Origin of the sequence: Pseudomonas sp. CM27 (assembly GCF_013179515.1) — a bacterium.
Taxonomy (GTDB): domain Bacteria; phylum Pseudomonadota; class Gammaproteobacteria; order Pseudomonadales; family Pseudomonadaceae; genus Aquipseudomonas.
In genome coordinates, this window is sequence record NZ_JABMCN010000207.1 from 1 (window position 1) to 10986 (window position 10986).

Annotated in this window: 10 protein-coding genes, 5 tRNA genes and 1 pseudogene; 11 read left to right on the plus strand and 5 right to left on the minus strand. The window is 62.8% G+C overall.

Annotated elements, in window-relative coordinates; translation table 11 throughout:
• The 3 genes and pseudogenes from HP547_RS29385 to thiO form a co-directional block, all read left to right on the plus strand.
• A pseudogene (locus tag HP547_RS29385) lies at nt 1-239 on the plus strand (hypothetical protein); the annotation flags it as partial.
• Between the two features lies 1 nt (nt 240).
• Nucleotides 241-630 carry a type IV pilin protein gene (locus tag HP547_RS22010; RefSeq protein ID WP_172231251.1) on the plus strand — a complete coding sequence of 130 codons (390 nt, stop codon included), beginning with the start codon at nt 241-243 and terminating at the stop codon, nt 628-630.
• Between the two features lie 54 nt (nt 631-684).
• Nucleotides 685-1782: a glycine oxidase ThiO gene (thiO, locus tag HP547_RS22015; protein WP_172231248.1), complete on the plus strand. Its 1098-nt coding sequence runs from the start codon at nt 685-687 to the stop codon at nt 1780-1782.
• 37 nt (nt 1783-1819) lie between these two features.
• Here the strand turns inward: thiO and HP547_RS22020 are convergent, their stop codons facing one another.
• The gene (locus HP547_RS22020) at nt 1820-2050 is read right to left on the minus strand and encodes a PP0621 family protein (protein ID WP_172231245.1); all 231 of its coding nucleotides are present in this window, start codon (nt 2048-2050) and stop codon (nt 1820-1822) included.
• A gap of 94 nt (nt 2051-2144) precedes the next feature.
• Nucleotides 2145-3164: an outer membrane protein assembly factor BamD gene (locus HP547_RS22025; RefSeq protein WP_172287423.1), complete on the minus strand. Its 1020-nt coding sequence runs from the start codon at nt 3162-3164 to the stop codon at nt 2145-2147.
• A gap of 147 nt (nt 3165-3311) precedes the next feature.
• On the opposite strand from HP547_RS22025, the gene rluD reads away from it, so the two are divergent.
• The 8 genes from rluD to HP547_RS22065 all read left to right on the plus strand — a co-directional run bounded on the left by rluD (nt 3312) and on the right by HP547_RS22065 (nt 8736).
• Nucleotides 3312-4274 carry a 23S rRNA pseudouridine(1911/1915/1917) synthase RluD gene (rluD, locus tag HP547_RS22030; RefSeq protein WP_172228580.1) on the plus strand — a complete coding sequence of 321 codons (963 nt, stop codon included), beginning with the start codon at nt 3312-3314 and terminating at the stop codon, nt 4272-4274.
• Nucleotides 4271-5011 (plus strand): peptidoglycan editing factor PgeF, encoded by a 741-nt coding sequence (pgeF, locus tag HP547_RS22035; protein WP_172287424.1) that lies wholly within the window; start codon nt 4271-4273, stop codon nt 5009-5011. The genes rluD and pgeF overlap by 4 nt, the downstream gene beginning before the upstream one ends.
• Before the next feature lie 250 nt (nt 5012-5261).
• A complete protein-coding gene (gene clpB / locus HP547_RS22040; protein WP_172228576.1) occupies nt 5262-7826 on the plus strand; it encodes an ATP-dependent chaperone ClpB in 2565 nt (854 codons plus the stop codon).
• Nucleotides 7827-8294: 468 nt separating this feature from the next.
• Nucleotides 8295-8370, plus strand: a tRNA-Asn gene (locus HP547_RS22045).
• A 3-nt stretch (nt 8371-8373) separates the two neighbouring features.
• A tRNA-Pro gene (locus tag HP547_RS22050) sits at nt 8374-8450 on the plus strand.
• Between the two features lie 6 nt (nt 8451-8456).
• A tRNA-Lys gene (locus tag HP547_RS22055) sits at nt 8457-8532 on the plus strand.
• A gap of 46 nt (nt 8533-8578) precedes the next feature.
• A tRNA-Pro gene (locus HP547_RS22060) sits at nt 8579-8655 on the plus strand.
• Between the two features lie 5 nt (nt 8656-8660).
• Nucleotides 8661-8736 (plus strand) — tRNA-Lys (locus tag HP547_RS22065).
• Between the two features lie 265 nt (nt 8737-9001).
• On the opposite strand, the gene HP547_RS22070 is transcribed toward HP547_RS22065, so the two are convergent.
• The 3 genes from HP547_RS22070 to HP547_RS22080 all read right to left on the minus strand — a co-directional run.
• Complete coding sequence (locus HP547_RS22070; protein ID WP_172228574.1) at nt 9002-10297, minus strand: NAD(P)/FAD-dependent oxidoreductase; 1296 nt, start codon at nt 10295-10297, stop codon at nt 9002-9004.
• 84 nt (nt 10298-10381) lie between these two features.
• Nucleotides 10382-10555 carry a DUF3094 domain-containing protein gene (locus HP547_RS22075; RefSeq protein WP_144170447.1) on the minus strand — a complete coding sequence of 58 codons (174 nt, stop codon included), beginning with the start codon at nt 10553-10555 and terminating at the stop codon, nt 10382-10384.
• A gap of 133 nt (nt 10556-10688) precedes the next feature.
• A partial coding sequence (locus HP547_RS22080; protein WP_172287425.1) for a DUF1780 domain-containing protein occupies nt 10689-10986 on the minus strand: 298 nt, incomplete at its 5' end.

The following is a 10986-nucleotide window of genomic DNA, read 5'->3' on the forward strand; positions in this document are numbered from 1 at the left end:
CTCGACCGCACGATTTGGGCGGGCAATGGCAGCGTGCGCCAACCGGCTTTTTCCAGCTGCAGAACCTGGGTACCAGCAACGGTGCTGCACACATGCCCCCAGGGCAGCAGGTCACCTTGTTCCGGGTAACGGCCGTGAGCCTCGACACTCAGCCAAGGCATGTGCTGGAGGCTGTCTATGCCGTGGTCGGCGACCAGACCCAGCGCATTACCTGGCGACAAAGAGCGAGAGGAGACTGACATGCAGCAAGGCTTGAGCCTGATCGAGTTGTTGATTGTGCTGGCCGTCACCGGCATTCTGGCAGCCATTGCCTACCCCAGTTACAGCGACCAGCTTCGGCGAGCCGCGCGCAGCGAAGTGGTTGGCCTGTTGCACGATGCCGCGCTGCGCCTGGAGCGCCACCGCGTGCGCACCGGCCAATACGCCGAGGGCAACCCGGCGTTGCCCGACGGTAACCGCCACTACAGCCTGCAGGCCCGGCGCGACAGCGATACCTTCACGCTGCACGCCCGGCGGCTGCCGCATGGGCTGATGGCGCAGGATCGCTGTGGTGATTTCCAGCTCGACCAGGCTGGCGTGCAGCGCAACCCGGGTGCCGTCGAGGCGAGCGAGCGCTGCTGGGGAAGCTGAAGGTTGAATGGTGCCCGGTGCATCGCGGTTTTACTTCAGATGTTGGATCGACAGATGAGCAAGCAAGTAGTGGTGGTCGGCGGCGGGGTGATTGGTCTGCTGACGGCATTCAACCTGGCGGCGAAGGTCGGCCAGGTGGTGGTGTGTGATCAGGGCGAGGTCGGTCGCGAGTCGTCCTGGGCCGGCGGTGGCATCGTCTCGCCGCTGTACCCGTGGCGCTACAGCCCGGCGGTGACCGCCCTGGCGCACTGGTCGCAGGACTTTTATCCACAGCTGGGCGAACGTTTGTTCGCCAGCACCGGCCTCGACCCTGAAGTGCACACTACCGGCCTGTACTGGCTGGACCTGGACGACGAGGCCGAAGCCCTGGCCTGGGCCGAGCGCGAGCAGCGGCCGCTGAGTGCCGTGGATATCTCGGCAGCTTATGACGCGGTGCCGGTATTGGGGCCGGGGTTCAAGCGGGCCATCTACATGGCTGGCGTGGCCAATGTGCGCAACCCGCGCCTGGTGAAGTCGCTGAAGGCGGCGCTGCTGGCATTGCCGAACGTGACCTTGCGCGAACACTGCCAGGTCACCGGTTTCGTTCATCAAGATGGTCGGGTGACCGGGGTGCAGACTGCCGATGGCGTGCTGGTGGCGGATGAGGTAGTGCTCAGTGCCGGCGCCTGGAGTGGTGACCTGCTGCGCACGCTTGGTCTTGAGCTGCCAGTGGAGCCGGTGAAGGGCCAGATGATCCTGTTCAAGTGTGCCGAAGACTTCCTGCCGAGCATGGTCCTGGCCAAGGGGCGCTACGCCATCCCGCGCCGTGACGGGCACATTCTGGTGGGCAGCACGCTGGAGCATGCCGGGTATGACAAGACCCCGACCGACGATGCCCTGGATAGCCTGAAGGCATCTGCAGCCGAGTTGCTGCCTGGGCTAGAAGGGGCCACGGTGGTGGCGCACTGGGCCGGGCTGCGGCCTGGGTCGCCGGAGGGGATTCCTTACATCGGGCCGGTGCCTGGGCATGCGGGGCTGTGGTTGAACTGCGGGCATTATCGCAACGGGCTGGTGCTGGCGCCGGCATCGTGCCAATTGTTTACCGACCTGCTGACAGGGGCCGAGCCGATCATCGACCCGGCGCCGTATGCGCCGGCGGGTCGGTTGGGCTGAGGGCCTGTAGACAACTCAGCCGTTTATCAGTGCCGACTCAGCCCTGCTTGCCAGGGCCTTGCTGCAGGTGCGCCGGGCTGCAGTACCACTCACCGCCGCGCTGAAGCGCGCGGTCATTGGGCAGGTGCACGCCGCAATGGGCACAGCGCACCATCTGCAGCGGCGCGTCGAGCTTCGCTTCGGGGCGCGACTGCTGGCTGACTTTGAACTTGCGCCACAGCCAGAACGCGGCGGCGATCAGGGCGATCCAGAAAAGTAGGCGAACCATGGTGTCCAGCTTGTCGATTGAAGAAGCCGACAGTCTAGGACGCGGGCAATAAAAAAGGGAGGCCCAAGGCCTCCCTTTCATGTACCGCAGTGCGTCAGTCGAACAGACCAAAGGTCATGTAGCTGAACCACGAACGGTCTTTCTCGGCTTCTTTCGGGCCTTCCGGCACGATCGGGTTGCCATCTTCGTCTTTGGGCAGCAGTTCTTGCGGCATCTCGTCGCGGGCATCCTGGAACTGCTTGACCACGTCCTGGTTGGCGCGGGTTTCGCCCGGCGGCAGCGGGGCGTCGGTCTCGATCAGGCCCAAGGTGGCCTTGGACAACCAGCCACGACCGTCAGACTCGGTCTGCTTGGGCTGGAACTCGCCATCGGCCAGGCTCGGGTGGTCCGGGTAGTTGAGCTTGAGGGTTTCCAGGCTGGTGGCGGCCAGTTCGTCCAGGTGCATCTTCTGGTACGACTCGACCATCACCGCCAGGCCGTCGCCGACCGATGGGGTTTCCTGGAAGTTCTCTACCACGTAGCGGCCACGGTTGGCGGCTGCCACGTAAGCCTGGCGGCTCAGGTAGTAGTCGGCCACGTGAATTTCGTAGGAAGCCAGCAGGTTGCGCAGGTAGATCATGCGCTGCTTGGCGTCTGGCGCGTAGCGGCTGTTGGGGAAGCGGCTGGTCAGCTGGGCGAACTCGTTGTACGAGTCGCGGGCGGCACCCGGGTCACGCTTGGTCATGTCCAGTGGCAGGAAGCGTGCCAGCAGGCCGCGGTCCTGGTCGAACGAGGTCAGGCCCTTGAGGTAGTAGGCGTAGTCGACGTTCGGGTGCTGCGGGTGCAGGCGGATGAAGCGCTCGGCGGCCGACTTGGCAGCCTCGGGCTCGGAGTTCTTGTAGTTGGCGTAGATCAGCTCGAGCTGCGCCTGGTCGGCATAGCGGCCGAACGGGTAGCGCGACTCCAGGGCCTTGAGCTTGTTCACGGCGCTGGTGTAGCTGGAGTTGTCCAGATCAGCCTGGGCCTGCTGGTACAGCTCGGCCTCGCTGAGGTTCTCGTCGATGACTTCCTTATTGGAGGAACAGGCCGCGGTAAGCCCGAGGATGGCGATCAGCAGCAGGTGTTTCACTCGCATGGCGGCTTGCGTCCCTTTGACGGCCGCTGTCTTGGGCGGTGCCGTCCTGTTATGATGAGCGCCCCGGCCAACCCCGGGACAAAAGAAGCCGTATTTAACCACAAGCTCGCAGCCGAAACCAAAGGCTGTGCGCCCGCCGAATCGAGCATGTCCGAGATCATTCAACTTAGTGCAGAGGTACCGTCCGATCTGGGCGGTCAACGCCTCGACCAGGTCGCCGCCCAATTGTTCGCTGAGTACTCGCGTTCGCGGCTTACCACGTGGATCAAAGAGGGCCGCCTGACGGTCGATGGCGCCGTCGTGCGCCCTCGTGACACCGTCTATGGTGGCGCCGTACTTGCCCTGCAGGCCGAGCAAGAGGCCCAGGGCGAGTGGATCGCAGAAGACATCGAGCTGGATATCGTCTACGAAGACGACCATATCATGGTGATCAACAAGCCCGCCGGGCTGGTTGTGCACCCGGCCGCCGGCCATGCCAGCGGTACCCTGCTCAATGCGCTGCTGCACCACGTGCCAGACATCATCAATGTGCCGCGTGCCGGCATCGTCCACCGCCTGGACAAGGACACCACCGGTCTGATGGTTGTGGCCAAGACCCTGCAGGCGCAGACCAAGCTGGTCGAGCAGATGCAAAGCCGCAAGGTCAGCCGCATCTACGAGTGCATCGTGATTGGCGTGGTGACTGCCGGCGGCAAGATCGACGCCCCGATCGGTCGCCACGGCGGCATGCGCCAGCGCATGGCGGTAACCGATGGCGGCAAGCCGGCGGTCAGCCACTACCGCGTGCTCAAGCGCTTCCGCTCGCACACTCATGTGCGGGTCAAGCTGGAGACCGGCCGTACCCACCAGATCCGCGTGCACATGGCGCATGTCGGGTTCCCGCTGGTCGGCGACCAGACCTACGGCGGGCGTTTCCGCATCCCGCCTGCTGCGAGCCCGACGATGGTCGAGGCGGTCAAGACCTTCCCGCGTCAGGCGCTGCATGCGCGTTTCCTGGCACTGGCGCACCCGATCACCGGCGAGATCATGAAGTGGGAGTCGCCGCTGCCGGATGACTTCCTCTGGTTGCTGACGCTGCTGAACGAAGACCGCGAGAGCTTTATCGGATGAGTGGCCTGGCGCAGTCGCTGCTATTGCCCGACTGGCCAGCCCCGGCCTCGGTTCGCGCCTGTGTCACCACCTGTCAGGGCGGCATCAGCCAGTCGCCCTACGCAACGTTCAACCTTGGCGATCATGTGGGGGATGACCCTGCTGCGGTTGCCGAGAACCGCCGTCGCCTGAGCGACGAGTTCGCCATCCAGCCGGCCTGGCTCAAGCAGGTGCACGGGCTGGTGGTGGCGGATGCCGACGCGGCCGTGGTGGCCGAGGCCGACGCCAGCTGGACTGACCAGCCCGGTGTTGCCTGTACCGTGATGACTGCCGATTGCCTGCCTGTGCTGTTCTGCGACCGGGCCGGTACCCGCGTGGCGGCCGCACATGCGGGCTGGCGCGGGCTGGCTGGTGGGGTGCTGGAAGCTACGCTGGACCGCCTGGCGCTGGCACCGGAAGAGGTGCTGGTGTGGCTGGGGCCGGCGATTGGCCCCAAGGCATTTGAAGTCGGGCTGGAAGTGCGGGATGCCTTTACTGCCGTGCACCCTGAAGCGGCCCGGGCCTTTGTCGACGGACAGCGGCCGGGCAAGCTGATGGCCGACATCTACGAGCTGGCGCGTATTCGCCTGGCGGCGCGTGGAGTGACGGCTGTTTATGGTGGTGGCTGGTGCACGGTCAGTGATGAGCGGTTCTTTTCCTATCGCCGTACCCCGCAGGGTGGGCGGTTTGCTTCCCTTGTGTGGCTGGAACCGCGCTAGCCTGCACCGGCCTCTTCGCGGGCACGCCCGCTCCCACAGGTACAGCATCGCCCTCGGGGCCAGTGATGATCCTGTGGGAGCGGGTTCACCCGCGAATGGCCCAGCACTAATCCAACAGGTTGACCCCGGTCAACCCCGCTACGCTTGAATCTTCCAGAATCAGCCTTATCTATAAGGTCATCTCAGGCAGGTTTCTTCATGAACAGGCGCTGTCCATCGCTCCGACCTGCCCTTTAAAGGAAGGTACACCATGCGAATAGACCGTTTGACCAGCAAGCTTCAACTAGCCATATCCGATGCCCAGTCCCTGGCCGTTGGCATGGATCACCCAGCCATCGAGCCCGTGCACCTGATGCAGGCACTGCTTGAACAGCAGGGCGGTTCGATCAAGCCGCTGCTGATGCAGGTCGGCTTCGACATCAACAGCCTGCGCCAGGCGCTGGTGAAAGAACTCGACCAGCTGCCGAAAATCCAGAACCCGACCGGCGACGTGAACATGTCGCAGGACCTGGCACGCCTGCTCAACCAGGCCGACCGCCTGGCCCAGCAGAAGGGTGACCAGTTCATTTCCAGCGAACTGGTGGTGCTGGCCGCCATGGACGAAAACAGCAAACTCGGCAAGGTTCTGCTGAGCCAGGGCGTGACCAAGAAAGCCCTGGAAAATGCCATCAACAACCTGCGTGGCGGCGCGGCCGTCAACGACGCCAACGCCGAGGAATCGCGCCAGGCGCTGGACAAGTACACCGTCGACCTGACCAAGCGTGCCGAAGAAGGCAAGCTGGACCCGGTAATCGGCCGTGACGACGAAATCCGCCGTACCGTGCAGGTGCTGCAACGCCGTACCAAGAACAACCCGGTGCTGATCGGTGAGCCCGGCGTGGGCAAGACTGCCATCGCCGAGGGCCTGGCCCAGCGCATCATCAATGGTGAAGTGCCCGACGGCCTCAAGGGCAAGCGCCTGCTGGCGCTGGACATGGGCGCGCTGATTGCCGGTGCCAAGTACCGTGGCGAGTTCGAAGAGCGCCTTAAATCGCTGCTGAACGAGCTGTCCAAGCAGGAAGGCCAGATCATCCTGTTCATCGACGAGTTGCACACCATGGTCGGCGCCGGCAAAGGCGAGGGCGCCATGGACGCCGGCAACATGCTCAAGCCGGCCCTGGCCCGTGGCGAACTGCACTGTGTGGGCGCCACCACGCTTAACGAGTATCGCCAGTTCATCGAAAAGGACGCCGCCCTGGAGCGCCGCTTCCAGAAGGTGCTGGTCGAGGAGCCGAGCGAGGAAGACACCATCGCCATCCTGCGCGGCCTTAAAGAGCGTTATGAAGTGCACCACAAGGTGGCCATCACCGACGGCGCAATCATCGCTGCGGCCAAGCTCAGCCACCGCTACATCACTGACCGCCAGTTGCCGGACAAGGCGATCGACCTGATCGACGAAGCGGCCAGCCGCATTCGCATGGAGATCGACTCCAAGCCGGAAGTGCTCGACCGCCTTGATCGCCGCCTGATCCAGTTGAAGGTGGAGTCGCAGGCGCTTAAGAAGGAAGAAGACGAAGCGGCCAAAAAACGCCTCGAGAAGCTGACCGAAGAAATCGAGCGTTTGGAGCGTGAGTATTCCGACCTGGAAGAAATCTGGGCGTCCGAGAAGGCCGAAGTGCAGGGCTCGGCCCAGATCCAGCAAAAGATCGAGCAAGCCCGCCAGGAGCTGGAAGCCGCTCGTCGCAAAGGCGATCTCAGCCGCATGGCCGAGCTGCAGTACGGGGTGATCCCGGACCTGGAGCGCAGCCTGCAGATGGTTGACCAGCACGGCAAGACCGAGAACCAGTTGCTGCGCAACAAGGTGACCGAGGAAGAAATTGCCGAAGTGGTGTCCAAGTGGACCGGCATTCCAGTGGCCAAGATGCTCGAAGGCGAGCGCGAGAAGCTGCTGAAGATGGAAGACCTGTTGCACCAGCGCGTGATCGGCCAGGGCGAGGCGGTAACCGCAGTGGCCAACGCCGTGCGCCGCTCGCGCGCCGGGCTGTCCGACCCTAACCGGCCGAGTGGTTCGTTCATGTTCCTTGGCCCGACCGGTGTGGGCAAGACCGAGCTGTGCAAGGCGCTGGCCGAGTTCCTGTTCGACACCGAAGAGGCCATGGTGCGCATCGACATGTCCGAGTTCATGGAGAAACACTCCGTGGCTCGCCTGATCGGCGCCCCACCAGGGTATGTAGGGTATGAAGAGGGCGGTTACCTGACCGAAGCGGTACGGCGCAAGCCTTACTCGGTGGTGCTGCTGGACGAGGTGGAAAAGGCTCACCCGGATGTGTTCAACGTGCTGCTGCAAGTGCTGGAAGACGGCCGCCTGACCGACAGCCACGGGCGCACGGTGGACTTCCGCAACACCGTGATCGTGATGACCTCCAACCTGGGCTCGGCGCAGATCCAGGAGCTGGTCGGCGACCGCGAGGCACAGCGTGCGGCAGTAATGGATGCAGTGGGCGCGCACTTCCGGCCAGAGTTCATCAACCGCATCGATGAAGTGGTGGTGTTCGAACCGCTGGGTCGCGAGCAGATTGCCGGTATTACCGAAATCCAGCTGGGCCGCCTGCGCAGCCGCTTGCTGGAACGCGAGCTGTCGCTGAGCCTGACCCCGGAGGCGTTGGACAAGCTGATTGCCGTGGGTTACGACCCGGTGTACGGCGCACGGCCGCTGAAGCGGGCGATTCAGCGCTGGATCGAGAACCCGCTGGCGCAGTTGATCCTGGCAGGCAAGTTTGTGCCGGGTACGGCGATCGATGCCAAGGTGGAAGGCGACGAAATCGTCTTTGTATAAGTTGTTCCATCATGAGCCCCGCGTTTGCGGGGCTTTTTTTTTACCGGTTTTTCTGTGCTGGCCCTATCGCCGGCAAGCCAGCTCCCACAGGTTCAGCACCGCTTTCGAAGGCTGTGGAGGGCAATGTGGCAGCTGGCTTGCCGGCGATAGGGCCCTCACAGCCCCAGCAATTCCGGGCCTTTGCGGACTTGCCGGGTAACCCGCTGAAATTTTTGAAATTTCTGCTTGCATCCTAAAACGGGTCCCCCTAATATACGCCGCGTTGTCAGCCACTAAGCGAATCACCAGCAACATAGGTGACCGCAAAACAACTTACAAATCAGTAAGTTGAATGAAAAAAAGGGGTTGACAAGCAAAACGAAGAATGTAGAATAGCCGGCCTCAGCAGCGACAAAGCGAAAGCTAAGAAGCTGAAGAGTTCGAAGCTAACACAAACTTCGAAGCAGTAAAGATGTACCGAAGTTCAGTTCCGCGATAGCTCAGTCGGTAGAGCAAATGACTGTTAATCATTGGGTCCCTGGTTCGAGTCCAGGTCGCGGAGCCATCTCGGGGTGTAGCGCAGTCCGGTAGCGCGCCTGCTTTGGGAGCAGGATGTCAGGAGTTCGAATCCCCTCACCCCGACCATTTTCCGGGTCGTTAGCTCAGTTGGTAGAGCAGTTGGCTTTTAACCAATTGGTCGTAGGTTCGAATCCTACACGACCCACCATGTTAAAAAGGGCATCTCAAAGAGATGCCCTTTTTTTTGAAAGACCCGGGGTGTAGCGCAGTCCGGTAGCGCGCCTGCTTTGGGAGCAGGATGTCAGGAGTTCGAATCCCCTCACCCCGACCATTTTTGGGTCGTTAGCTCAGTTGGTAGAGCAGTTGGCTTTTAACCAATTGGTCGTAGGTTCGAATCCTACACGACCCACCATGAAACAAGGGCATCTCGTATGAGATGCCCTTTTTCTTTTGCCCCAAAAAAATGCACCCTTCGGTGCAGATCTTCCCGGGCGCTTTTTGCTACACCGTCACCCCTTGTAGGAGCGGCCCGCGAATTCGGCTGTAGGGCCACTATCGCATTCGCGGGTAAACCCGCGCCTACCAGGGAATGCAAAGGCGTTGAGCCTTGTGCAATCCCTGTGGGAGCTGGCTTGCCGGCGATCAGGCCAGCACAGGCAACCTCTGTGGCATGCCTGTCAGTGCAGTTTCAGGCGCGGCTCGGTGCCCCGGCCAATCTTGCTGCCCAGCATCATCAACGCCGTGCGGAAGAACCCGTACAACGCCATCTGGTGCATGCGGTACAGCGACACGTAGAACATCCGCGCCAGCCAGCCCTCCAGCTTCACGCTGCCCATCAGGTTACCCATCAGGTTGCCCACTGCCGAGAAACGCGACAGCGACACCAGCGAGCCGTAGTCCTTGTACGCGTAAGTCGGCAGCGGTTTGTTCTCCAGTCGCGCCTTCAGGCTCTGCGCCAGCATCGAAGCCTGCTGGTGCGCTGCCTGTGCGCGTGGCGGCACATTACGATCACTGCCCGGTTGCGGGCAGGCGGCGCAGTCACCGAAAGCGAAGATGTTGTCATCGCGGGTGGTCTGCAGGGTAGGGCGTACCACCAGCTGGTTGATGCGGTTGGTTTCCAGGCCATCGATGTCCTTGAGAAAGCCCGGCGCCCGGATACCGGCCGCCCACACCTTCAGGCTGGCCTGGATCAGCTGACCGTCTTGGGTCTTCAGGCCATCCTCGGTCACTTCGCTGACCGCAGCGTTGGTCAGCACCTTGACCCCGAGTTTTTCCAGGGTCTTGTGCACCGGCACGCTGATGCGCTCTGGCAGCGCGGGCAGCACACGCGGGCCCGCTTCGATGATGGTGATGTGCATGTCCTTGGGCTGGATGCGGTCCAGGCCATAGGCCGCCAGTTCGTGGGCCGCATGGTGCAGCTCCGCTGCCAGCTCGACACCGGTGGCGCCGGCGCCAACGATGGCCACGCTGATCTGCTCGCTGGCCACATCGCCGGCGTGGGCGCGCAGGTAGTGATTTAGCAGCTGCTGATGGAAGCGCTCGGCCTGCTTGCGGGTGTCGAGGAACAGGCAGTGCTGCGCCGCGCCCAAGGTGCCGAAGTCGTTGGTGTTGCTGCCCACGGCGATGACCAGGGTGTCGTAACCCAGGGTGCGCGCAGGCAGCAGCTCGCGGCCATCCTCATCGAGGGTGGCGGCCAGCTGGATCTGCTTGCCTTCACGGTCCAGGCCGCTCATGCGCCCCAGCTGGAAGTTGAAGTGGTTCCACTTGGCCTGGGCCACGTAGTTCAGTTCGTCTTCCGAGGAGTTCAGCGAGCCGGCCGCCACTTCGTGCAGCAGCGGCTTCCAGATGTGCGTGAGGTTGGCGTCGACCAGGGTGATTTCGGCCTGCTTGCGCTTGCCCAGGGTTTTACCCAGGCGGGTCGCCAGTTCCAGGCCGCCGGCGCCGCCGCCGACAATCACGATGCGATGAGTCATGGGGATATCTCATAAGGTTTACGGAATGCTTGGCCCTGGGGGCCGGCCGCAAACTGCACGAGGGGAGGGCGAGCGCGAAGCAGCTCATAGCACCAGTCCACTGAGCAGGCGGCTGATGAGACCCAACCCGATGGTCACGGCCACCACCAGCGCAAGGAGCAGCCACGGCCGGAAGGGCCTGCGCTCGACTTGGTGCTGGGGGGCTCGCAGATACTCATCGACGCGACGCTGATCTTCTGGATTCAGGCGGCTGGTCATGGTGGGGCCTCGTCAGGTAGACGTTAGAGACTGCCCAAACGCTACAGCGTTCGGGCAAGCGCTTGAAACAAATGATAATGCTTTCTATCTCTTGCGCCGAGTGTACGCCATCGCAAACATTCGGTGCAGTGGATCAAAGACTGATGCCCACGTCGAACACGATGCTGCGGCCCAGGTTGCCGCGCAGAAAATCCGGGGCATCGGGGTGGGCGAACAGCACCCGGGCAAAGGTTGGCCCGACCAGTGACAGCGAACGCCAGCCCTGGCGCAGGTATTCGGTGGGCGGCGGGAAGTGGGTGTTCAGGTCGAGCACTTCGCGCTTCAGGCTTGAGAAGGCAATGATGTCCAGCTCGTTCAGCTCCAGCCCGCGTTCCCGATAGTTGTGCGCCTTCTTGCGCAGGGTCGGCGCCAGGCGCCCCAGCAGTTCGGTG

Coding starts and splice junctions, on each gene's coding strand:
- HP547_RS22010 (WP_172231251.1), top strand. CDS start 241: ATGCAGCAAGGCTTGAGCCTGATCGAGTTGTTGATTGTGCTGGCCGTC.
- thiO (WP_172231248.1), top strand. CDS start 685: ATGAGCAAGCAAGTAGTGGTGGTCGGCGGCGGGGTGATTGGTCTGCTG.
- HP547_RS22020 (WP_172231245.1), bottom strand. CDS start 2,050: ATGGTTCGCCTACTTTTCTGGATCGCCCTGATCGCCGCCGCGTTCTGG.
- HP547_RS22025 (WP_172287423.1), bottom strand. CDS start 3,164: ATGCGAGTGAAACACCTGCTGCTGATCGCCATCCTCGGGCTTACCGCG.
- rluD (WP_172228580.1), top strand. CDS start 3,312: ATGTCCGAGATCATTCAACTTAGTGCAGAGGTACCGTCCGATCTGGGC.
- pgeF (WP_172287424.1), top strand. CDS start 4,271: ATGAGTGGCCTGGCGCAGTCGCTGCTATTGCCCGACTGGCCAGCCCCG.
- clpB (WP_172228576.1), top strand. CDS start 5,262: ATGCGAATAGACCGTTTGACCAGCAAGCTTCAACTAGCCATATCCGAT.
- HP547_RS22070 (WP_172228574.1), bottom strand. CDS start 10,297: ATGACTCATCGCATCGTGATTGTCGGCGGCGGCGCCGGCGGCCTGGAA.
- HP547_RS22075 (WP_144170447.1), bottom strand. CDS start 10,555: ATGACCAGCCGCCTGAATCCAGAAGATCAGCGTCGCGTCGATGAGTAT.